This is a genomic window from Paraburkholderia sp. FW306-02-B, assembly GCF_058782725.1.
Window position 1 is genome coordinate 443,181 of record NZ_JBYSXZ010000002.1, and the last position, 20,682, is coordinate 463,862.

The 20,682-nt window shown below is 60.0% G+C and carries 22 protein-coding genes and 2 pseudogenes; 11 read left to right on the plus strand and 13 right to left on the minus strand.

All coding sequences use genetic code 11. The features are described 5' to 3' along the window. Positions 1 to 75: 75 nt before the first annotated feature. Both AC3WOG_RS22935 and AC3WOG_RS22940 read right to left on the minus strand, forming a co-directional pair. On the minus strand, positions 76 to 465 hold the full coding sequence (locus AC3WOG_RS22935) for a hypothetical protein (protein ID WP_492580226.1): 390 nt from the start codon (positions 463 to 465) through the stop codon (positions 76 to 78). 144 nt (positions 466 to 609) lie between these two features. Next, the gene (locus AC3WOG_RS22940; protein WP_492580227.1) at positions 610 to 1,578 is read right to left on the minus strand and encodes a LysR family transcriptional regulator; all 969 of its coding nucleotides are present in this window, start codon (positions 1,576 to 1,578) and stop codon (positions 610 to 612) included. Positions 1,579 to 1,874: 296 nt separating this feature from the next. Here AC3WOG_RS22940 and oxlT point away from each other — a divergent pair, with 296 nt between their 5' ends. The 6 genes from oxlT (at position 1,875) to AC3WOG_RS22970 (ending at position 8,468) form a co-directional block, all read left to right on the plus strand. Beyond that, entirely contained in the window at positions 1,875 to 3,209 is a 1,335-nt protein-coding gene (gene oxlT / locus AC3WOG_RS22945; protein ID WP_492580228.1) for an oxalate/formate MFS antiporter, read from the plus strand. A gap of 316 nt (positions 3,210 to 3,525) precedes the next feature. Further along, positions 3,526 to 4,242: a GntR family transcriptional regulator gene (locus AC3WOG_RS22950; protein WP_492580229.1), complete on the plus strand. Its 717-nt coding sequence runs from the start codon at positions 3,526 to 3,528 to the stop codon at positions 4,240 to 4,242. 402 nt (positions 4,243 to 4,644) lie between these two features. Continuing rightward, on the plus strand, positions 4,645 to 6,387 hold the full coding sequence (oxc, locus tag AC3WOG_RS22955; RefSeq protein ID WP_492580230.1) for an oxalyl-CoA decarboxylase: 1,743 nt from the start codon (positions 4,645 to 4,647) through the stop codon (positions 6,385 to 6,387). 26 nt (positions 6,388 to 6,413) lie between these two features. After that, the gene (frc, locus tag AC3WOG_RS22960; RefSeq protein ID WP_492580231.1) at positions 6,414 to 7,664 is read left to right on the plus strand and encodes a formyl-CoA transferase; all 1,251 of its coding nucleotides are present in this window, start codon (positions 6,414 to 6,416) and stop codon (positions 7,662 to 7,664) included. Positions 7,665 to 7,771: 107 nt separating this feature from the next. Then, the gene (locus AC3WOG_RS22965; protein WP_492580232.1) at positions 7,772 to 8,203 is read left to right on the plus strand and encodes a PAS domain-containing protein; all 432 of its coding nucleotides are present in this window, start codon (positions 7,772 to 7,774) and stop codon (positions 8,201 to 8,203) included. Between the two features lie 22 nt (positions 8,204 to 8,225). Next, complete coding sequence (locus tag AC3WOG_RS22970; RefSeq protein WP_492580233.1) at positions 8,226 to 8,468, plus strand: hypothetical protein; 243 nt, start codon at positions 8,226 to 8,228, stop codon at positions 8,466 to 8,468. A 26-nt stretch (positions 8,469 to 8,494) separates the two neighbouring features. On the opposite strand, the pseudogene AC3WOG_RS22975 reads toward AC3WOG_RS22970, so the two are convergent. Both AC3WOG_RS22975 and AC3WOG_RS22980 read right to left on the minus strand, forming a co-directional pair. Continuing rightward, positions 8,495 to 8,611, minus strand: a pseudogene (locus AC3WOG_RS22975) (AraC family transcriptional regulator); the annotation flags it as partial. Between the two features lie 130 nt (positions 8,612 to 8,741). Beyond that, positions 8,742 to 9,602, minus strand: coding sequence for an MBL fold metallo-hydrolase (locus tag AC3WOG_RS22980; RefSeq protein WP_492580234.1), 861 nt, complete (start codon positions 9,600 to 9,602; stop codon positions 8,742 to 8,744). 87 nt (positions 9,603 to 9,689) lie between these two features. Here AC3WOG_RS22980 and AC3WOG_RS22985 point away from each other — a divergent pair, with 87 nt between their 5' ends. The 3 genes from AC3WOG_RS22985 to AC3WOG_RS22995 are packed head-to-tail and all read left to right on the plus strand — an operon-like array spanning position 9,690 to position 10,883. Continuing rightward, complete coding sequence (locus AC3WOG_RS22985; protein ID WP_492580235.1) at positions 9,690 to 10,025, plus strand: ArsR/SmtB family transcription factor; 336 nt, start codon at positions 9,690 to 9,692, stop codon at positions 10,023 to 10,025. Further along, positions 10,022 to 10,456: a YeeE/YedE family protein gene (locus tag AC3WOG_RS22990; protein ID WP_492580236.1), complete on the plus strand. Its 435-nt coding sequence runs from the start codon at positions 10,022 to 10,024 to the stop codon at positions 10,454 to 10,456. Before AC3WOG_RS22985 ends, AC3WOG_RS22990 begins: the two co-directional genes overlap by 4 nt. 1 nt (position 10,457) lies before the next feature. After that, positions 10,458 to 10,883: a DUF6691 family protein gene (locus AC3WOG_RS22995; protein WP_492580237.1), complete on the plus strand. Its 426-nt coding sequence runs from the start codon at positions 10,458 to 10,460 to the stop codon at positions 10,881 to 10,883. Positions 10,884 to 11,099: 216 nt separating this feature from the next. Here the strand turns inward: AC3WOG_RS22995 and AC3WOG_RS23000 are convergent, their stop codons facing one another. The 7 genes from AC3WOG_RS23000 to AC3WOG_RS23030 form a co-directional block, all read right to left on the minus strand. Further along, a complete protein-coding gene (locus AC3WOG_RS23000; protein ID WP_492580238.1) occupies positions 11,100 to 11,501 on the minus strand; it encodes a nitrile hydratase accessory protein in 402 nt (133 codons plus the stop codon). Then, a complete protein-coding gene (gene nthB, locus AC3WOG_RS23005; protein ID WP_492580239.1) occupies positions 11,473 to 12,144 on the minus strand; it encodes a nitrile hydratase subunit beta in 672 nt (223 codons plus the stop codon). The genes AC3WOG_RS23000 and nthB overlap by 29 nt, the downstream gene beginning before the upstream one ends. Continuing rightward, positions 12,141 to 12,815 (minus strand): nitrile hydratase subunit alpha, encoded by a 675-nt coding sequence (gene nthA / locus AC3WOG_RS23010; RefSeq protein WP_492580240.1) that lies wholly within the window; start codon positions 12,813 to 12,815, stop codon positions 12,141 to 12,143. The genes nthB and nthA overlap by 4 nt, the downstream gene beginning before the upstream one ends. Positions 12,816 to 13,119: 304 nt before the next feature. Continuing rightward, positions 13,120 to 13,629, minus strand: a complete 510-nt coding sequence (locus AC3WOG_RS23015; RefSeq protein WP_341317844.1) for a DUF1993 domain-containing protein — start codon at positions 13,627 to 13,629, stop codon at positions 13,120 to 13,122. 352 nt (positions 13,630 to 13,981) lie between these two features. Beyond that, positions 13,982 to 14,302, minus strand: a complete 321-nt coding sequence (gene ppnP / locus AC3WOG_RS23020) for a pyrimidine/purine nucleoside phosphorylase (RefSeq protein WP_492580241.1) — start codon at positions 14,300 to 14,302, stop codon at positions 13,982 to 13,984. A gap of 192 nt (positions 14,303 to 14,494) precedes the next feature. Continuing rightward, the gene (locus AC3WOG_RS23025; protein ID WP_492580242.1) at positions 14,495 to 15,208 is read right to left on the minus strand and encodes a hypothetical protein; all 714 of its coding nucleotides are present in this window, start codon (positions 15,206 to 15,208) and stop codon (positions 14,495 to 14,497) included. Between the two features lie 267 nt (positions 15,209 to 15,475). Beyond that, positions 15,476 to 16,084: a LysE family translocator gene (locus AC3WOG_RS23030; protein WP_492580243.1), complete on the minus strand. Its 609-nt coding sequence runs from the start codon at positions 16,082 to 16,084 to the stop codon at positions 15,476 to 15,478. A gap of 134 nt (positions 16,085 to 16,218) precedes the next feature. On the opposite strand from AC3WOG_RS23030, the gene AC3WOG_RS23035 reads away from it, so the two are divergent. Further along, entirely contained in the window at positions 16,219 to 17,091 is an 873-nt protein-coding gene (locus tag AC3WOG_RS23035) for a transcriptional regulator GcvA (RefSeq protein ID WP_492580244.1), read from the plus strand. A gap of 98 nt (positions 17,092 to 17,189) precedes the next feature. On the opposite strand, the gene AC3WOG_RS23040 is transcribed toward AC3WOG_RS23035, so the two are convergent. Beyond that, positions 17,190 to 17,825 carry a cytochrome b gene (locus AC3WOG_RS23040; protein WP_492580245.1) on the minus strand — a complete coding sequence of 212 codons (636 nt, stop codon included), beginning with the start codon at positions 17,823 to 17,825 and terminating at the stop codon, positions 17,190 to 17,192. A gap of 557 nt (positions 17,826 to 18,382) precedes the next feature. On the opposite strand from AC3WOG_RS23040, the gene AC3WOG_RS23045 reads away from it, so the two are divergent. After that, complete coding sequence (locus tag AC3WOG_RS23045; protein ID WP_492580246.1) at positions 18,383 to 19,756, plus strand: hypothetical protein; 1,374 nt, start codon at positions 18,383 to 18,385, stop codon at positions 19,754 to 19,756. Positions 19,757 to 19,885: 129 nt separating this feature from the next. On the opposite strand, the pseudogene AC3WOG_RS23050 reads toward AC3WOG_RS23045, so the two are convergent. After that, a pseudogene (locus AC3WOG_RS23050) lies at positions 19,886 to 20,682 on the minus strand (IS3 family transposase); the annotation flags it as partial.

Sequence of the window (20,682 nt, forward strand, 5' to 3'; positions counted from 1 at the left end):
CGCATCGACGTCGTCGCAGCAGCCTGAGCGCGCTTCCGTTACGCGACGCGACGCGTGTCGCTTGACATGGTGCGTCTAAACACCCGCCAGCGCCGGCAACTCTGCGTCGTACGACACGCGCTCGCGCCGGCTGCTCATCTGTGGCTGAGGTGCCACGTGGCTCCGAGGCGGTGCGCTTTCGACGTGCACCGGCAAGCACGCCGGATAGCGTGCATTCTTCTTCTCGAGAATGGCCCGGCTCAGAAACTCGGCGCTATACGCGTTCAGCAAATGCGCATGGTGCGTTTCGATGTACGCGGTGATCCGCGCCTCTTCGCCGTCGATCGTGGCCAGCGATGCCAGCGTGCGCGCATCCCAACGGAAGCGCAGGCCGAGTTCGTCGAAAGCGGTGTTATAGGCGCACAGTTGCGCCCGGACTTCCGCATTTTGCGTGCTGTCGTAAGTGTCGAATTGAGAGGGGGTCATGGTCGTCTCCTTCAGGCAGATGGCATGGACCAAGAATAGGAGCGAGCATAAATAAACAACAGTTAAAGTTATTGTGAATAACGATAGTGTTTTGTTTATGTATGTTCGCTTCCCCGAACTACGACCACGACGAAATCTGCAAGCCTAACCGGTCGCTCTCAATGCGCCATCGGGCTGGCTGCGCGGCAGACCCGCGTCGATTTGGGTGATCTCCGCAATCCGCGCCGCGCCTTCGTTGATCAAAAATTCCTTGAACGCAACCGCGACGGGAGGCAGGCGCTTGTTCTTGCGGTGCACCACGTACCAGTCGAGCATCACAGGAAAGCCGATTACGTCCAGCACCGCGAGATTGCCGACCTGCAGTTCAAGGCTGATCGTATGCGCGGACAGGAACGCGATACCCATGCCGGCAATCACGGCCTGCTTGATCGTCTCGGTGCTGCGGATCTCCATGACGATATTGAGCCGGCCAATGCCGCCGGCAAAACTTTCTTCCATCGAATGCCATGTATCCGAGCCCTTCTCGCGAACGATGAACGGTTCTTTGCAGAGCGTCGCAAGCGTAATGTGCTTCTTGCCGACCAGCGGATGCCCGGGGGGCGCAACGATCACGTAAGGATGCGGCGCGAACGATTCGTTACGCGTATCGAGATCGCGCGGCGGGCGCACCATGACCGCCAGATCGGTCAGATTGTGCGTCAGCTGATGCAGCAGCGCCTCGCGATTGTGCACCGCGAGATTGAGTCGCACGCCTTCATTGCGGCGCGTAAATTCGCCTAACAGGCGTGGGAAAAAATAGTCGCCCGCGCTGATCACCGCAATGTTGAGCTGGCCGCCGGCGATACCTTGCAAGCGGCCCATCGCGCCATCCATTTCGCGAAACTGATCAATGATCGAGCGCGCGTAATAAAGCATTTCAGAGCCGGCGGGCGTCAGATAAATTTTTTTGCCGTGTTGCTCGAAGAGCGCAAGACCCGCATGCTCTTCGAGCTGTTTGACTTGTGTGGAGACAGCCGGCTGCGTGAGAAACAGTTCATCGGCCGCACGCGAGAAACTCAGGTGCCGGGCCACCGTCTCGAAGACTTTCAATTGGCGCAGAGTCGCGTTTCTCATGAACCCATACTCCGGGATAGCAACCCCATGTATTTGGGATGCCTAATACAAACCATAAAATGTTTTAACTTTCACTGATTGCCGTTCTCGCGCAGCATGCCTTCAGACCCGCCGCACGCGCAACACCTTTTCTTCATCTGTTGCGCGATTCACCAGGTAAGGGTTTTCGTTAATGCAATTCCCTCTGGCCGACCAGTGGCGCTTCATTGCCAGCACGCAAACCGGCGATAAAGCGATTCGATTACATAAGTCCAACGTGCCGATCGAGCGCGACGGACCCTGCAGGAGACGCAGACATGGGATATTCCAACGTAGCCGGGAGTGCCAGTACGGCGTTCAGGCATAACCGCTGGGTGCAACTGGCGATCGGCATCGTGTGCATGGGGCTGGTCGCGAACCTGCAATATGCGTGGACGCTGTTCGTCGTACCAATGGACAACGCGCACCATTGGGGACAGGCGGCGATCCAGACCGCGTTCACTATCTTCATCGTCACCGAAACGTGGCTCGTGCCCGTTGAAGGTTGGCTCGTCGACAAGTTCGGGCCGCGCCCGGTTGTGATCGGCGGTTCGCTATGCGCGGCGCTCGGCTGGATCATCGACGCGCATGCGAGCAGTCTCGCCGCGCTATACGTCGCGGCAGTCATCGCCGGTATCGGTGCGGGTTGCGTGTACGGCACCTGCGTCGGCACGGCGCTCAAATGGTTTCCGGACAAGCGCGGTCTCGCGGCCGGTTTGACGGCGGCAGGTTTCGGCGCCGGCGCGGCCGTTACCGTGATTCCGATCGCCAACATGATCCAGCGTTCGGGCTACGAGCACACGTTCATGTTCTTCGGCATTTTCCAGGGCGTCTGCATTCTGCTGCTCGCCACCATGCTGATACGGCCGAAGCCGCCCAAAACCGCGGTCGCGGCCAAACGCGTGGTCGCAACCAAGATCGACTACACGCCTGGCGAGATGATCCGTTCGCCGCTCTTCTGGGTGCTGTACCTGATGTTCGTGTTCGTCGCGGCCGGCGGCATCATCGCGACCGCGCAGCTTGGGCCGATCGCGAAGGAATTCGGCTTTGCCAAGCTGCCGGTGAATCTGATGGGCATCACCCTGCCGCTGTTGACGATGACGCTGTCGATCGACAATCTGTGCAACGGCTTCACGCGTCCCCTGTGCGGTTTTCTGTCGGACCGCATCGGCCGCGAAAACACGATGTTCATGATCTTTCTCGGCGAAGGCGTCGCGCTGCTGGGGCTCATGCAGTTCGGCCACAATCCGTACGCATTCATGTTCTTCGCGGCCACCGTGTTCCTGTGCTGGGGCGAGATCTTCTCGATCTTCCCGGCGACCTGCGCGGACACATTCGGCAGCAAATACGCCGCGGCCAATGCGGGGACGCTCTATACCGCGAAGGGGACCGCATCGATGCTGGTGCCGATAGCATCGGTGCTGTCGGCGAACGGCGGGTGGGGCACAGTGTTCATCTCGGCGGCGGTCGTGTCGATCGCGGCAGCCGTGTCCGCGAAGTTCATCCTCGCACCCATGAGAAAGCGCTGGATCGAGAACTCGGGCACGCCGGATGCTGGCGTGGTCGTCGCTGAAGCGCGGCTGCAGCCAATGTCCGGCGGCTCGCCTGAATGAATGACAACGTGAGCGCGTAGCTCACGAGCCAACTGGGTTCGCCTGCCGCAGCGGCGTAGGCTGCTGCGGCAACCCTGCCTTCGCACCGCGTTCGACGGTGCTGCGTCGCGACCTGCAGCTTGCTGCAAGGTCGCTTTCCGCGCTTCCCTAACTAATACGTATAGCGCGTACGGAACGGCATGCGCCTGTCGGCTAAAACCGGCGGATTACGCTAACTGGACTAATTGCTGTATGTGATATATGGTATTAAATATATTGAAATGACTCGCTCGCGTGTCCCTAGCAACGAATCCTCTCAAACTGGGAAGCACTGTCAATGGCCGATACGCAAACCGATGTTCTTTCAGCGGCTCTGCCACTGACGCTCGTGCCGATCAACGCGACCGCCTCATTGCGCGACCAGGCCTACGCGAAGTTGAAGCAGGCGATTGCCGAAGCCGACATCTATCGCTCGCGCGAAGAGATCCGTCTCGACGAAAAAGAGCTCACAGAGGCGCTCGGCGTCAGTCGTACGCCGGTTCGCGAAGCGATGACGCTGCTCGAGCAGGAAGGGTTTCTGCGCACGGTGCCGCGCCGCGGTATCTACATCCAGCGCAAGACGAAGAAAGAGATCGTCGACATGATCCACATGTGGGCGGCGCTCGAAAGCATGGCGGCGCGTCTCGCCACGCAGCGCGCGTCCGACCACGAGATCGCGGCGCTCAGGCGCATGTTCGACGACTTCCGCGATACCACGCCGGCCGAGCATATCGAAGAGTATTCGGAAGCGAACATTACGTTCCATCAGTCGATCGTGCAGCTATCGCAATCGCAGATTCTGCTCGATACGATGAAGAATCTGTTCGTCCATGTCCGCGCGATTCGCAAAATGACGATCTCACAGAGCGACCGTGCATCGCGCTCGATTGTCGATCACATGCGCATCATCGAGGCGCTGGAGCGGCGCGATACTGAACTGGTCGAGAGCCTCGTGCGCCAGCATTCGCTCGAGCTGGCGGCGTTCGTCGAAGCGAACTGCGATTTCCTCGACTGAGCCTGAAATCGTCCTCGGCGCGACATAAAGGCTTCCTATAGGAGCCGGTCGCCGCACCTCTAAGCATCGCTAGGCACTGCACCGCATTGAGCGTTGCAGTGCTTTTTTATTCTCCCGCGCATGGGGCCGGACCTCGACAAGAGCGCCGGCCAACTTCCTCTTTCGCGCCCGACGCGTGCAAAACCCGTGGCCAAAAATGCAGCGCCCGCGCAATTTCGGCTCCGCCGGCAATTTGTGCGGCGCAAACGCTTGCACCCCGTACCGGCCTTTAAATACAGGCCCGCGCAGACAAGCTGCAATGCAGCAATTCGCCATTCCTAAAAAAACCCACTTGACTAATACTGTGTGTGGAATATTGTATATCACGAACCACACAACGCCCCGCCACGGAGGAGAGACGTCATGGCAGAAGCCGACAGCACCACAGCAGAAGAGACATTGAAGCAGCAGGCGACCGAGACGACCGACGGATTCCATCTCGTCATCGATGCGCTGAAACTGAACGACATCAACACCATCTTTGGACTGGTCGGCATTCCCATCACCGACCTGGCGCGGCTTGCACAAGCGGAAGGAATGCGTTTTATCGGCTTTCGTCACGAACAGCACGCGGGCAACGCAGCGGCCATCGCCGGTTTCATGACGCAGAAGCCGGGCATCTGCCTGACGGTCTCGGCGCCGGGCTTTCTGAACGGCCTGACGGCCCTCGCCAACGCGACCACCAACTGCTTCCCGATGATCCTGATCAGCGGCTCGAGCGAGCGCGAAATCGTCGACCTGCAGCAGGGCGATTACGAAGAAATGGATCAGTTGAATGCGGCCAAGCCGTACGCGAAGGCCGCGTATCGCGTGCTGCATGCGGAAGACATCGGCATCGGCGTGGCGCGTGCGATCCGTGCCGCGGTGTCGGGCCGTCCTGGTGGCGTGTATCTGGACTTGCCGGCCAAGCTGCTCGCGCAAACGCTGGATGCCGTGAAGGCGCAGCAGTCGCTGGTGCGCGTGGTCGACGCCGCACCGCGTCAGTTGCCGGCGCCGGAATCGGTCAAGCGTGCGATCGATGTGCTGAAGAGCGCGAAGCGTCCGCTGATTCTGCTCGGCAAGGGCGCGGCGTACGCGCAGGCTGACGCGGAGATCCGCGGGTTCGTCGAACAAAGCGGCATTCCGTATCTGCCGATGTCGATGGCCAAGGGCCTGCTGCCCGATACGCACGAGCAATCGGCGTCGGCGGCGCGCTCGTTCGTGCTGCAGGAAGCCGACGTCGTCGTGCTGATCGGCGCGCGTCTGAACTGGCTGCTGTCGCATGGCAAGGGCAAAACATGGGGCGAGGAGCCGAAGAAGTTCGTCCAGGTCGATATTTCGCCGACCGAAATCGACAGCAACGTCGCGATTGCCGCGCCGGTGATCGGCGATATCGGCTCGTGCGTGGCGGCACTGCGCGCAGGCCTCGATGCGAGCTTCGCGAAGCCGGGCGCTGAGTGGACCGGCGCGATCGCCGAGCGCAAGAACAAGAATCTCGCCAGGATGGCTGCAACGCTCGACAAGAACCCGTCGCCGATGAATTTCCACAGCGCGTTGCGCGCGATCCGCGATGTGCTGAAGACGCGCCCGGACATCAACGTCGTCAACGAAGGCGCGAACACGCTCGACTACGCGCGCAGCATCATCGACATGGTCGAGCCGCGCAAACGCTTCGATTCGGGCACGTGGGGAATCATGGGCATCGGCATGGGCTTCGCGATCGGCGCGGCGGTGACGAGCGGCAAGCCGGTTGTCGCGATCGAAGGTGACAGCGCGTTCGGATTCAGCGGCATGGAACTCGAAACCATCTGCCGTTACGACTTGCCGGTTTGCACGATCGTATTCAACAACAACGGCGTGTATCGCGGCACCGACGTGAACCCGACGGGCGGCAAGGACGTCGCGCCGACCGTGTTCGTGAAGGGCGCGCGCTACGACAAGATGATCGAGGCATTCGGCGGGGTCGGCTTCAACGCGACCACACCGGAAGAACTGACAAAGGCGCTCGTCGAAGCGATTGCATCGGGCAAGCCGACCTTGATCAACGCCGTCATCGATGAAGCGGCGGGCACCGAAAGCGGCCGCCTGACCAATCTGAATCCGCAAAGCGCGGCGATGAAAAAGTAATCCAGGGCAACCACGGAGATATCAAAGTGACCAAACCTCTCGAAGGCATCAAGATTATCGACTTCACCCACGTTCAAGCCGGCCCCGCGTGCACCCAGTTGCTCGCCTGGTTCGGCGCCGACGTGATCAAGGTTGAAAGACCGGGTTCGGGCGACGTCACGCGCAACCAGTTGCGCGACATCCCCGACGCCGACGCGCTGTACTTCACGATGCTCAACAGCAACAAGAAGTCGCTCACGTTGGATACGAAAAAGCCCGAAGGCAAGGAAGTACTCGAAAAGCTGATTCGCGAATCTGACGTTCTGGTCGAAAATTTCGGTCCGGGCGCGTTGGACCGGATGGGCTTTTCGTGGGAACGCCTGAACGAACTCAATCCGAAGATGATCGTCGCTTCGGTGAAGGGTTTCAGCGACGGCCATCACTACGACGACCTGAAGGTCTACGAAAACGTCGCGCAATGCGCAGGCGGCGCGGCGTCCACCACCGGCTTCTGGGACGGTCCGCCGACCATCAGCGCCGCGGCGCTCGGCGACAGCAACACCGGCATGCATCTGGCGATCGGCATTCTGACCGCGCTGCTGGGGCGCGACAAGACCGGCAAGGGCCAGAAGGTCGCGGTGTCGATGCAGGACAGCGTGCTGAACCTGTGCCGCGTGAAGCTGCGGGACCAGCAGCGGCTGGAGCGCGTGGGTTATCTCGAGGAGTATCCGCAATATCCGCACGGCGAATTCAGCGACGTGGTGCCGCGCGGCGGCAACGCGGGCGGCGGCGGTCAGCCGGGCTGGGTGCTCAAGTGCAAGGGCTGGGAAACGGATCCGAACGCATATATCTACTTCACGATCCAGGGTCATGCGTGGGAGCCGATCTGCAAGGCACTTGGCAAACCCGAGTGGATCGATGACCCGGCTTACAAGACCGCTGAAGCACGTCAACCGCATATCTTCGAGATCTTCGGAACCATCGAAGCCTGGCTCGCCGACAAGACCAAATTCGAAGCGGTCGACATCTTGCGCAAGTTCGACATTCCGTGCGCGCCGGTGCTGACAATGAAGGAACTGGCCAACGATCCGTCATTGCGCGCGAGCGGCACGATCGTCGAAGTGCCGCACAAGAAACGCGGCACGTATCTGACGGTCGGCAGCCCGATCAAGTTCTCGGATATGAAGCCGGAAGTCACTGCGTCGCCGCTGCTCGGCGAACACACGGACGAAGTGCTGGCGGGTCTAGGCTACAGCCAGCAGGAAATCTTCAACCTGCGCGAAGTCAAAGCGGTTTAACGGTGTCACGCCGCGGGCCCGTTTGTATGCTCGGGCCTGCAGATACGGCGCCCCTGGCGGCGCCGTATCCGATTTAAGGATCTGCGTTTTTTCATTCGGGGAGCGCCATGCAAAGAGCCATCGACTTCCAGCAACTCGTTAACGCAATCGGCGACGCGATCATCATTTCCGATGCCGGCGGCAGCATCACATTGTGGAACCCCGCGGCCGAACGCATGTTCGGCTTTACGCAAAGCGAGGCGCTGGGCAAGTCGCTGGACCTGATCATTCCGGAACGATTGCGCGGTCGCCATTGGGACGGCTATCACAAGACCATGGCAACGGGCGAAACCCGTTATGGCAACGAGGTGCTGCGTGTCCCCGCCGTGCATAAGGAAGGGCGGGCACTGTCGATTGCCTTTACGGTTGCGTTGCTGCATTCGCCGCAGAACGAGCTCACCGGCATCGTCGCAGTGATCCGCGACGAAACCAGCCGCTTCCAGGAAGATCGCTTGCTGCGCAAGCGTCTCTCGGAACTGGAAGCATCCGCAGGCGCGTGAGCGGCCAGACAGGAGATTTCCGATGCACGTAGAGGTACTGGGAAAATACCGGCTCGAGTTGTCCGCGAGGCAGTGGATCCATAACGGCGGCTGGGCCGCCTACGTGGCGATTCGCACCGTTGAAGACGATCACCCGGCACAGCCCGACCTGCTGCCGTATCAGCAGGTCGTCGATGAAGCCGTCTTTGAAACCGAGGCGGCGGCGATTGCCGGCGCGCGTCGTGTCGCGATGGCGCTTCTTACGCCCGCGAGCCGCAAACGCTAACACCAGGCGGGCAAACGACGGCCAGGTTATGCCGTCTTCAATGTGGCTATGTCACGTCGGGGTGGCGCTCCAAACATGCGCGAGTATTCACGGCTGAATTGCGATGGACTTTCATAGCCCACTTGCCAGGCAGCCGCTTCAACGTTGGCGGCTCCTGCCACCATCTATGGAATGCCGAAGGACTCATTTGTGCCACGGCTGCCAGTTAACGGCCGGTCAACAATGTCCCCTTGAGCGGATCGTGAATCGGCGCTGTTTACCTAAATGGGCGCTCTACAACGCGTCGAGTGGAATCTTCAGATAACGCGTGCCGTTATCGTCGGGTTCAGGCAATGCGCCTGCACGAATGTTGACCTGGACAGCCGGCAGAATGAGCGTAGGCATATCAAGCGTCTGGTCGCGTGCGGTGCGCATCGCGACGAACGTCTCTTCGGCGTTCCCGTCATGCAGATGAATATTGCTCCTGCGCTGCTCGGCCACGGTGGTTTGCCACTGCGGTTGACGCGACCGCGGGGGATAGTCGTGACACATATAGAGCCGGGTCTCTTCGGGTAGCGACAACAGTTTGTGTGCTGAGCGATAAAGCGCATGCGCATCGCCACCCGGAAAGTCGCAGCGTGCGCTACCTACGTCCGGCATGAACATCGTGTCGCCGACAAAAACCGCGTCTCCGATCTGGTACGCCATGTCAGCCGGCGTATGTCCGGGCACGTGTATGGCATGCGCACTCAGCGCGCCGATCTGGAACGTCTCGCCGGCTGCGAACAGATGATCGAAATGCTGGCCGTCGTCCGGCACGTCGGCACCCAGGTTAAAAACGCGCCTGAATACGCCCTGCACCACGCGAATGCTCTCGCCGATGGCAATCCTGCCGCCCAGTCGTGCTTTCAGATATTGCGCGGCCGACAGATGGTCCGCGTGGGCATGCGTTTCCAGCAGCCATTCGACATGCAACGCACGCGCCTGCACAAATTCAACGACCTTGTCGGCTGATTGAGTCGAGGTACGGCCGGCCTTCGGGTCGTAGTCAAGCACCGAATCGATCACGGCACACGCAGAGCCATCGCCGGCGTGAACGACATAGGTGACGGTACAGGTGGTTCGGTCAAAGAACGCTTCTACCAGCGGCTTCATCGCACACTCCGATCAATACATTGAAAAATAATATATATTTATATATATTGTTGATCAATAGATTGTTAGGCAGAGGGGCCCTGATCGATGACCACGCCGTTATCTCCCGCCGCGCTCGACGCGCTGCGGCAATCCGCGACGAAATGCTGCGCCCTTCTCAAAGCCATGGCGCAGGAAGACCGTCTGCTGCTGCTGTGCCAGTTGATCGAAGGCGAACATAACGTCGGAGAACTGGAAGCGGCGGTCGGCCTTCATCAACCGAGCCTTTCGCAGCATCTTGGCGTGCTGCGCGAGGAAGGTCTCGTCAGTACGCGGCGCGAGGGAAAGTACATGTACTACAGCCTCGCGAGCGTCGAAGTCTTGAGCATTATGCAGACGTTGTCGAGCCTCTATTGCGGCAAAGTCAAAGGACGCCTGAAATGAGCATCGACCTCGCCCACTTCACGCCGTTTCCCGCGCTCGCCGGCGGCTTATTGATCGGCTTCGCGGCAGCGCTGCTCGTGCTCGGAAACGGCCGCATCGCTGGCATCAGCGGGATTCTCGGTGGCCTGTTCGACACCACATCCAGTGATCGCGCCTGGCGCGCTGCATTCGTGCTCGGACTATTCGCCGCGCCCTGGATATTCAAGCTTTTCACGGCACTACCGGCCGTCACGATTGCGTCATCGCCGCCTGTGCTCGTGGTGGCCGGCCTGCTCGTCGGCATCGGCACCCGCTATGCGTCCGGTTGCACCAGCGGTCACGGCGTATGCGGCCTCTCAAGAGGCTCGATCCGGTCGCTTGCCGCCACCGCGACGTTCATGGCAGTGGGCTTTTTCACCGTTTTCGTTACCCGCCATCTGCTGGGGCTTTGACATGCTGATTCTCAACGCGCTGCTGGCCGGGCTGATATTCAGCACAGGACTGATCGTTTCCGGCATGGCCAACCCTGCGAAGGTGCTGGGCTTTCTCGATATCGCCGGCAACTGGGACCCGTCACTGGCGTTCGTCATGGCCGGCGCAATCGCAATCGGCAGCGTCGCCTTCGCGATCGCGCGTAGGCTCAAGCACAGTCTGTTCGACGCGCCAATGTGGCTGCCGACCGCAACGCGCATTGACCGCCGCCTGCTTGCTGGCAGCGCCATGTTCGGTGCCGGCTGGGGCTTGGCAGGTTTCTGCCCGGGACCGTCCCTCGTGAGCGCCGGCAGCGGCGAGTTTAAAGCGATGCTGTTCGTCATCGCCATGCTCGTTGGTATGAAGATTTTCTCTCTGGCCGAGCAACGCTCTACCCAAACCAACTGACCGTAACCTCGCTCACATTCGCGCGTGCGACCAGCCGATGAGTCGAACGCAGAGCATTACAGCAGCCGTCTCATGTCAGCCCAAGACCGGACGGCCACGAACTTTGCCTGGGTGGCCGAACTGCCAAAGAACAGTCAGGCCAGGACTGTTCCTGAATGCGCAGACGAACCTGGAATTGCGCAGCACCCAAGTTTCTCGCGGGCATTGAAGGGGACGCTATCGTCCGAGCTCAATCGGCTGACCGTGCGGGGTACGCCGCGCTGCTGCTTCCCATTCATTTCGACGCTGCAGGAGCAAGTCTCCCTTCACCCATCCCTTGGCAGTGCTAAGGCGCTCCAATGCGGTCAGCCAATGTCGATAGTAGGTGTCGCCAAGGTCGGGGTCGCCAGCGGCGTGGGCGTCATGGATTGCCTGGTTCAGATAGTCCGCCCATTCTGCCCAGGTGAACATGCCACGTTCGTGCAAGGTCAGTGTGATCGCAAAAGCCTGGGCTTCCCATGGCGCGTTGAAGGTGGGCCCTGCGTCGTCGCAGGGCAATTCGGGCAGAGCCACGCGCAATTCACGCGAGTTCAGTCTGGCGGAAGTCATGTCAGGCCGGTTCGACGTTTGAGTAGTCAAGATAGGGTTCCCAACAATCGACGCATACAGAGGCTGCAGTCGTGTCCTTGCCCCAGAGTTCGGAGGCATCGAAGCGCACCGTATAGAGCCATTGCGGTTGTTCGCCTAGCCCGATCGCATTGGTATCGGGAAAGACGTGCGCACCATGCACGAGGATTATCTGCCCGCGTTTGCCGCGACAATAGCGCGGCAAGCGCGTGTGCGTGCATGGATGCAATTGACGGGTCCACACGATATCGCCAACTTTAAAGCGAGCGTCGGCGGAGGCGGGGCGATCGACCGGACTACCTCGCAGCAACACGGCCGCCACCTGGTCGGCCGTCAAGACGCGAGGGACCGGCGTCTTCGCGAGCTCCAACTCGCCCGTTTCGATTTCCGCCGCTGTCGCTAGCCCCGTATTCAGCAGCAGTTTTTTTAGTCCTTCGAACCAGATCTCGTAATAGCTGCTTGCGAGGTATTGTGCTGGCGGCAAGCTCTCTCTCGCGGCTCGAGACGTGTCGATGTTCCACTTGCCGGTTGCTCCCATCGCCAGCGTGATCGCCATCACCCTGCGCTCCCAGTCGGCGTGAAAGGACGCAACGTCGGCCCCCGGTTCGATCGGGCCGAACGCCTGCATGCCACCGAGATCTTGCGCGCCATTCATGCAGCCCCCTGTTTCGATTCGGGCAAGCTCGGCAACCCTGTGCCGATCATCGAATCACGAGTCACCAGTTCCGCAAGCGCCTCCGCGGACAAGCCGTCGGTCCCGAGAGGTCGCATTGGCAACACGACATAGCGAACTTCCGCCGTGGAGTCCCATACGCGTAACTCCGTTTCAGCTGGCAATTCGAAACCGAACTCCTTCAACACGCCGCGCGGGTCGATGACCGCGCGTGACCGATACGGCGCCGACTTGTACCAGACGGGCGGAAGTCCGAGTACTGGCCATGGATAGCACGAGCACAACGTGCAGACCACCATGTTATGCACGGCGGGCGTATTCTCCAGCGCAACCATGTGCTCGCCCTGCCGGCCGGTATAGCCCAACGAGGCGATCGCCGCAGTGGCGTCGTCGAGCAGCCATTGTTTGTATGCCGGATCGCTCCAGGCCTTCGCGACCACGCGCGCACCATTGCGCGGTCCGACTTGGTGCTCGTAAGTCTCGATCAGGATGTCCAGTGCCTTGGGATCGACATATCCTTTCTCGACGAGCAAAGATTCCAGTGCGCGTACGCGCAAGTCCATCTCCGACACTTCACTACCCTGGTGGTCGTGGTGATGGCCGTCAGCATCGCGGTGCCGATGCTCTGGTCGGTTCCCTTGAGAATCGCTCATCGAAGTTCGCCTTGGAAATTGCCTGACAGAACCAGTATGGTTGGCTCAATGCGCAAATGCAAACTGGCCGGACAGCTGCCGGCCGGGCAGGGCCGGATGGCCGACTGTCCGGCGAGGCCGGGTGGTGCCTCCGGGTGTCGACGAAAGCAGCCTGCCATTCCTTTCGATTGTAAGGGGATGATCGCGGAACCGCTTAACGCCGCTTCCGGCAAACGCGAGCCATCGAACAAGGACATGCGGGTCGGACGGCAAGCGCCGCTGAAGCTACCGCCGACCGGTGGCTCGCCGACCCACGCGCCGACGATCAGTAAGATCCCATGTAGTCGCGCTTGCCGATATCAACGCCGTTGTGGCGCAGAATCGCGTAGGCCGTTGTGACGTGGAAGAAAAACTGGGGCAGGCCGTAGTTTTGCAGATAGGCGCTGCCTACCAGCTTCTTCTCTTTCGGCGTGCCCGGACGCAGGACGATTTCCTTGCTCTCGCTAGCGTTGAATTGGGCGGCGTCGAGCGCGCCGATGTGGGCCAACGCCTTGGCGATAAGCGCTTGCAGGTCGGCAAACGTGACTTCAGTGTCGGGCCACGACGGCACGTCCACACCGGCCAGGCGCGAACTGATGCCCTTGGCGAAATCGGCGGCGATCTGCACCTGGCGCACGAGGGGAAACATGTCCGGGAACAGGCGCGCCTGCAGTAGCGCGTTCGGATCGATGTTCCTTTCGGTGACGTGTGCTTCGGCTTTCTTCAGCACCTCGGACAATGCAGTCAGCATTTGCTTGAAAACTGGGACGGATGCGCTGTAGATGGAACTTGTCATGATCACTCTTTCGGTCGGTGGTGGATGCTGGCGCGGAAGATGCCGCGCCGGCCGGTTAGATGTTTGGCTAGTGATTGAATTGATTGACTAACGGAGGAGCGCTCGAGTCGCTGCGCCCCAAGGGCGTTGGAGAGCGAATGAACATGTTACTCGCACAGATACGATGCGATTACGTGCTCGTCGTTGCGAAAGACGGCAGGCGGCCATTTACTGACTTTCCCAAACGCGAACCGAATGACTGCTGTTTCGGTCCTACCGGGCATTAGCGAGCAGTCGTTTGAGTTTGGTTCGCACAAGGGGGCGCCGCGCGCGAAGTCGCGTGCATCGTCGGGCACCATGCGCCCGTCCGTCTTTACAGATAGCTGCAGATGTAGTCGAGCGTTTCGATCACGTCGATATCGAAGCGACTCTTGCCGGGCACCGAGAACGACTCGCCCGCGCCATACGTCTTCCACTCGTCACTGCCTTCGAGGCGGATACGGCATTGGCCGGCCTGCACCTCCATGAGTTCCGGCGCGTCGGTGCCGAAGTTGAGCGCGCCGGGCAAGATCACGCCGAGCGTCTTGCGCGTGCCGTCGACGAAGAGAACGGTGTGCGAGACACACTTGCCGTCGAAGTAGACGTTGGCTCGTTTGATAATGGAAACCTGATCGAATTGCGTTGCGGCCGTCATGGTGATCTTCCTCTGGGTCATCGTGAATGGATGCGTTGGCGCCGCGTAGCGGCAGCGGGCGGTGCGCGATCTGCGCGGACCGCCTGCGCGGGCTTTCGGTCGGGCGCAAGTCCGCCATCATACAGGCGGTCGGCGTCGCCGGTCGGTGACCCTCGTGCCTGTCAGGGCAACACCGCGGTGTGACCCTGACGATTAGTCAGCCCGGCACCAACGACCAGAATCTGGGCACACACTAGCCCGTTCGCCGTTCAGCAAGACCTGCTCTTCATCCAGTTGCAACGGGGTCGAAGGGGCGATGTCGAAGGCAACCTTAAGTGCGTGCCCGACATGGGCATCTTCGATGGGAAGCTCCCAGGTCAGGAATATCTGGATGTAATCCTGGTCCGGCGCGAAGTCGGCCACATTAAAACCGCTGCTGCCGCGCCGAATTACGCCGTGCGGCTGGCCCGTATCGAATATCACAGCCGTTCCCCGGGTCAGAGGAATGCGATGGTCCAAAGAGGGGAAATGCAAGTCCAGCCCCCTGTCCTCGCTCAGGAAGAGATTGCAGAAGGCCGCACCGCCATATTGCGCGCCGTCATGGTGGTACTTCGCGCCGCGGCAGGCCATGAGGGCGACGTCACTGGAGGCAAGCACCGCGGGCAGTCCAAGCGCGCACGTCCAATCGGACATTGCCTGCACGCAGCGCGTGTAGTCCGGCCAGCGCGCCCGCGCTCGCGCCAAAGGCATCGCCTCGACGTCACCAGTCTCCAGAACCAGGCGCGACGAAATCTCCCTTTCCCAATCTGCAAGCAGACGTGCAGGGGGCACAGGCACGTCGACCGTGCCTGATAGCACGATGTCGCTCACGCGCCGACTGCGGATGGCGTCGCCACTCCAGAAATAGGAGGTCAGGATGTCTGGCATTCGATGCCGTTGAGGGAGGGATTCATCTGGGCCATTGTAACGATTCCAGGGGATCACTTCGGCGCAAATCGGCCATCTTCGATCGTTGGTCCACGCTTTCACGCAGCCGTTTTAACGGCGACTCCGCGCATATCGGATGCCATCGAGATTGTCTCGCGTAGCCAGCCGCCAGCAGACGCAGCGTGTGACGCTTCGTACGAATTGACATGTGTGCTTGTGCCGGGCCTGACGTCGTGAAGCTGTGATGCACACTTGCAGCATTGCACTTCAAGCGAAGGCGACATAGGCGGCCACGAGGATCATGCAGATGCCGAACACTCGTCCCTGAATCTGCAACGCACGTGCTGATCGAAACCGGCGGAGAATCAACTGTCCTCCATATATCCATGGAAAGTGGCAGGCCATACACACGACGAGAAACGCAGCCGCGAATTCGAAGACTTGTGCCGGCAGCGGTTTTGCTGGGTCGAGAAACTGCGAAAACATCACGAGAATCATCGAGTGAATCTTGGGATTAAGGATCACGGATAGAAATCCATCCCCGGTACGCAGGCGCGCATTATCCTGCTCGCTGCTGTTGGCGGATTCTGCTGACGAACGAAAAAAGCCCCAGGCAAGGTAGAGCAGATAGACGGTGCCCGCCCACTTGAGCACCATCTGGATTTCAGGGTGGCCATGCAATACTTTGCCCAAGCCCATTCCATAGACGAGGCACAGCACCCCATTTGCTATCTCGAAGCCGGCCCAGAATGGAATCGAACCGGCCACGCCGTAGCGGCCGCCAGCGGTCGCGAGGACCGTGTTACCGGGACCGGGGCTTACGACCATCGGTACAGTGTAGCCAAGAAACAGGATCCAGATGTGCCATGCAATCATCGATTAGCCTCATGTCGGCAGGGAGCCAGGGGCATTATGTCGGCCCACGGAGTGTGTGATTAGAAGCGACTTCCTCCTACGTCACAAACGGGTTATCTTCATCCTCTCGATAAAACAAAGTAATCGACAAGTCCATGCGACGCCTGCCTCCGCTAGGTGCGCTGCGTGCCTTTGAGGCAGCGGCGAAGCACCTGAGCTTTACCCGCGCTGCTGCCGAACTGTGTGTGACGCAGGCAGCCATCAGTCATCAGATCCGTCAGCTTGAGGATTGGCTAGGCTTCCGCCTTTTCGAGCGTCGCGGGCATGCGCTGAAGCTCACCGCAAAGGGCCAAACCTATCTTCCGGAACTGGCCGGCGCACTCGATCGCATCGCGTCGGCAACCCTGCGCCTAATGGAGCCTGATGAGCGACCGTTGCGCATTACCGTTCTGCCGTCGTTCGCTTCGCGATGGCTGGTGCCGCGTCTCGAAGCGTTTCGCGCTTTGCATCCGGAAATCGACGTGCGCCTCGATAGTTCGGCAGAGGTCTGGACGTTTGCCACTGAACGCTTCGATCTTGGCATTCGCTCAGGACTTGGGAAATGGACAGGCCTGAAGGCCGACCTGATCGCTCGGGAAACACTGAGTCCGGTCTGTAGTCCGAAGCTCGTCGATGGGCCGCCTGCCATTCGTGTTCCGGCTGACTTGCGCTACGTCCGCTTGCTGCACGACACACCGGGACAGGGGTGGCGACGCTGGTGCGACGAGGCCGGGGTGGATGGACTGGAATTGGATACAGGCGCTTCGTTTAACGACGCCAGCCTCGCATTGCAAGCCGCAGTGGATGGACAGGGAGTTGCGTTAGGCCGACTCATGCTCGCTCAGGACGATCTTCGTAGTGGCCGACTGGTACGGCCTTTCGACGTTGTGCTGCCCAACGACTACAGTTACTGGCTTGTCTATCCGCCGGCATCACTGACCCGTCCTAACGCCGCGGCGTTCCGGACATGGCTGTTGTCGGAGGCATGAGGAGACAGATGTCATGGAGCGCGCTGAAACATGAAAGCATCTGCCACAAGCGCTGCGAGTAAAACGACGGAGACGCTCTCGTAGGCGACCTCTCCTGCTCAAAGCATTCTTCGCAAGACGTCGTTACGCGCGATCAACTGGTGCTTGATGACCGCGAGCACGTGCAGCGCGACCAACCCGGCCAGCAGTGCGCAACTCGCGCGATGCACAGTGAAGAGTTCGTCGGTCAGCGCGCCTTTCGGGAAAGGCGTGTGAATCTCGATCAGGCCGAAGAACGAATAGCCGTTCGGGACCATCAAGAAGCCGCTCGCCAGCACCGCAAAGATCGTTACGTAAATCAAATTGTGGATGCCGGTTGCCAGCGAACGCTGCCATCCGGGCGTGCCGGGCAGCGCGCGAGGCTCGACCCGGACGAACTTCCAAACCACCCGTAGCGGAAAGAGCACGATCAGTACCGTAGCGATCGACATATTCAGTCGCGACAGGAAATCGTGTACTGCTCCGCCAGCAATGTGAGCCAGCGCGTAGCCCGCTACACTCGTATAGATAATGACGGCGGCGAAAGACCAATGGAAAAATCGCGTGAGGCCATCGTAGCGATCGTAGCCTCGCTCGCTCTTCGGCGGGCATGTGTCGCGCCCGTCAAGCAGACCGTTCCGCGCGGCCGCGGCGCGCGGCTCGCCTGTATGACCGCGGCCATGTGTTGCTTCTCGCGGCATCCAGTTCACAGACATGTTCAAGTCCAAAATCGTTAAGCCGTTTCGAAACGTCGATGCGCGTTCCGCGCATTGCCTGTTGCCTGGCGAACGCTGTCCGCACTCAGCGCCGGGTCACCCACTGCCCATGCAGCAGCGCATCGTACCTATCGTGCATAGGCGCGTCAATAAAAATGCAAATAACAATCATCTGCATTTACAAACTTATTCGCGTGACTTTCATCGGGCTTGCGCCGAGGCCCTGTTGCTTGGGGTTGAGGGATCCGAGTTTGCGTGTGCGGACTTCCTCCCTATGGGTTCACCTGTCAGGTCCACCACATGCCATCGCGCGTTACCGATCAGTGGGTCGCGCAGTTTTGCGAGTTGGTCAGACGTGAGGCAGGAAACCTGTTGCAAGTGCTGGGGCAGCAGGCAAGTCGATCGAAAGATACTATGATGAACTAACTATGGCGTTGCGGCCCCAACCGCGGGGACAGCGTTGGCAATCCTTTAAGGTCATAACCGGGTACAGCAATATAAGACTGCTCCAGTCGCCAGACACGGCGAGTCCATACTGGTAGTGAAGGGGGAACGTCATGCAGATAGCGTCCGCGCCACTTCCGATCGATCCGCTTCACGACATCGATCTGGAATACGGCAGGTTCAATGGGACCACGGCCCTCGACCTCAGCAAGGCGTTCGAAAACTTCAAAAATCACGCGCAGTCGGGACATCTGTGCGTGTTTTTCCACGGCGGGCTGGTATCGGAAGCGGACGGCCTCAGCACTGCCAGTAAGTTGATCAAGGGCTACACCGACAGTGGCGCCTACCCGTTCTTCTTCCTCTGGAAGTCCGATCTCATTACTACAGTAGAAGGGATTCTCGAACCCTATCGCGACAATCCAGGTTTCGTGAATGCCGCCAATTACGCAGTGAATACGGTGGCCCTCAAGATCACCGCTGCGCTCGACACTGATCGATCGCTCAAGGGGCGGCGACCATCGACCAAAATCCGTAAGGCGGCGCCAATGACCCTCAAGGAATTAGCGTCCTTCACCAAACTCTACGACAAAGCGTGGGCGAGACGCGCCGGTGCGCAGCTCGCCTGTTCGAGCAGCGACCTGGATCAGTTCGCGCAACGGTTGGTAGCTGCCGAGAAGTCAGTTCCTGGAAAGCGCCGGCTGTTTTCCCCCAAACGTCTCCGCGGGCCGCAAAATCCTCTTGCAAGAATCATTCAACGGCTTAATTCGGGCCACGATCACGGCTTATATACGACAGTTGTCGAGGAACTCTTCATCGCGGCGGGGCTGGCCGAGTACCTTGGGTCGCCAATCTGGGGAGAGATGAAGCAGTTCATCGACGACTCGTTCTCGAATGACGCCGACGCCGGCGGCACAGCGTTTCTGAACCACTTATGCGACGCGTGGGACAAAAATCCGCGGCTTCGGGTCACCCTGATTGGTCACAGTGCTGGTGCGATCTACGTGCAGCGGTTCATCGAAGCACTCGATGCGCGACTCCCGGCATCCTCAACGCTGCGCGTTGAGGTGATCATGCTGGCGGCGGCCATCACATTCGACCGGATGAGTGCTGGATTATCGATACTGCGCAAGCGCGTCAGTGGGCTCCGGGTCTTCGGGCTCGATAACAAGACCGAGGGTTCCTATTGGGAGGTGCCATTGATCTACAACAAGTCACTGCTTTATCTCGTTTCATCGCTCTGCGAGGCCGACCCGAATGCGGATAAGCCGCTGGTCGGGATGCAGCGATACTGGAAAGGGGCGGCACCCTATACCGACGCCGATATCCGTGCAGTTATCGAATTCGTTCAAACCACAAGAACCGTCTGGTCACCCACAAAACCAGGTGCGAAGCCCGGATATCAATCCCAAGCCAAAAGACATGGGTCCGTCCCGAAGGACGATGAGACCAACCGTAGCATTTGCTTCGCATTGCAGAACGGTTTCTGATCAACCACTTTCGGTGCCACGAATCGGTCCTGGCTGGTATCCGGACCTACTGGGTCGGACCGAGTAATTCGTCGACCGGATTCTCGCGATCTCGTTCGACGCGCGGCAAATAGGTGAGGGGCGCCGCCCTCACATCTGGTGCCATCTCAGGCGTTGGCCGGCACGACATTGATATTCGTCGTCGCGCGCGATGTAGATGAAATCCGTTTTTCCGAAACGCCCCTCGATCCTGCTGCCAGACGTGATCGGTAGCGATACATACGTCGTGATGCCGACCTGTTGGCACGTCGGAATCTCTTTTGGTCGGATAGCATTGTAATGGCGCCGCCACTGTTTGATCACTACCTTCGCCACGGCGCGAGTCCGAAAACAGTCAAGGCTCAGACATTCGTCGCGGAATTGGCCGTTGAAACTCTCATCCGCGCCGTTCTGCCAGGGCTTGCCTGGATCGCTGAGCGCCATTTCCGTGCCGTTTTCGGCAGCCCACTTCAGGATGGCCCGCGACACGAATTCCGGCCGTTGTCCGAACGCAGATAGTGTGGCGCACCGTGAACGCTGGCCAGTTGCGACAGGACTTCGATGACGCGCTTTGACCGGATCGGTCCCGCAACGTCAATCGCCAGGCACTCACGCGTGTACTCGTCGATCACTGTCAAACACTTCAACTGCAGACCGTTGGCGCACGCGTCGAATACGAAGTCATATGCCCAGACGTGCCGGGCCGCCGACGCTGGCTGTAGCCCGGGCCGACGAACCGACACGTGTCTGCGCGGACGCTTGCGCGGCCCTTGCAGGCCAGCAAGGCGCCACAGTCGCCATGCCCAGTCCGAGCTCATCTGGTGACTCTGCCGCCCCAGAATAATCTGGATCCGACGGTAGCCGTAGCGCGGATATTGTGCCGACAGGATGCTCACTGCTGCGAACAG

Excerpts from the sequence above, each read along its gene's own strand:
- AC3WOG_RS22950 (WP_492580229.1), top strand. The coding sequence starts at position 3,526 with ATGGCCGATACGCAAACCGATGTTCTTTCAGCGGCTCTGCCACTGACG.
- AC3WOG_RS22965 (WP_492580232.1), top strand. The coding sequence starts at position 7,772 with ATGCAAAGAGCCATCGACTTCCAGCAACTCGTTAACGCAATCGGCGAC.
- AC3WOG_RS22940 (WP_492580227.1), bottom strand. The coding sequence starts at position 1,578 with ATGAGAAACGCGACTCTGCGCCAATTGAAAGTCTTCGAGACGGTGGCC.
- oxlT (WP_492580228.1), top strand. The coding sequence starts at position 1,875 with ATGGGATATTCCAACGTAGCCGGGAGTGCCAGTACGGCGTTCAGGCAT.
- AC3WOG_RS22980 (WP_492580234.1), bottom strand. The coding sequence starts at position 9,602 with ATGAAGCCGCTGGTAGAAGCGTTCTTTGACCGAACCACCTGTACCGTC.
- AC3WOG_RS23015 (WP_341317844.1), bottom strand. The coding sequence starts at position 13,629 with ATGACAAGTTCCATCTACAGCGCATCCGTCCCAGTTTTCAAGCAAATG.
- AC3WOG_RS22995 (WP_492580237.1), top strand. The coding sequence starts at position 10,458 with ATGCTGATTCTCAACGCGCTGCTGGCCGGGCTGATATTCAGCACAGGA.
- AC3WOG_RS23035 (WP_492580244.1), top strand. The coding sequence starts at position 16,219 with ATGCGACGCCTGCCTCCGCTAGGTGCGCTGCGTGCCTTTGAGGCAGCG.
- AC3WOG_RS23030 (WP_492580243.1), bottom strand. The coding sequence starts at position 16,084 with ATGATTGCATGGCACATCTGGATCCTGTTTCTTGGCTACACTGTACCG.
- AC3WOG_RS22970 (WP_492580233.1), top strand. The coding sequence starts at position 8,226 with ATGCACGTAGAGGTACTGGGAAAATACCGGCTCGAGTTGTCCGCGAGG.
- AC3WOG_RS23045 (WP_492580246.1), top strand. The coding sequence starts at position 18,383 with ATGCAGATAGCGTCCGCGCCACTTCCGATCGATCCGCTTCACGACATC.
- AC3WOG_RS22990 (WP_492580236.1), top strand. The coding sequence starts at position 10,022 with ATGAGCATCGACCTCGCCCACTTCACGCCGTTTCCCGCGCTCGCCGGC.
- nthA (WP_492580240.1), bottom strand. The coding sequence starts at position 12,815 with ATGAGCGATTCTCAAGGGAACCGACCAGAGCATCGGCACCGCGATGCT.
- ppnP (WP_492580241.1), bottom strand. The coding sequence starts at position 14,302 with ATGACGGCCGCAACGCAATTCGATCAGGTTTCCATTATCAAACGAGCC.
- AC3WOG_RS22985 (WP_492580235.1), top strand. The coding sequence starts at position 9,690 with ATGACCACGCCGTTATCTCCCGCCGCGCTCGACGCGCTGCGGCAATCC.
- AC3WOG_RS22935 (WP_492580226.1), bottom strand. The coding sequence starts at position 465 with ATGACCCCCTCTCAATTCGACACTTACGACAGCACGCAAAATGCGGAA.
- oxc (WP_492580230.1), top strand. The coding sequence starts at position 4,645 with ATGGCAGAAGCCGACAGCACCACAGCAGAAGAGACATTGAAGCAGCAG.
- AC3WOG_RS23040 (WP_492580245.1), bottom strand. The coding sequence starts at position 17,825 with ATGTCTGTGAACTGGATGCCGCGAGAAGCAACACATGGCCGCGGTCAT.
- AC3WOG_RS23025 (WP_492580242.1), bottom strand. The coding sequence starts at position 15,208 with ATGCCAGACATCCTGACCTCCTATTTCTGGAGTGGCGACGCCATCCGC.
- nthB (WP_492580239.1), bottom strand. The coding sequence starts at position 12,144 with ATGAATGGCGCGCAAGATCTCGGTGGCATGCAGGCGTTCGGCCCGATC.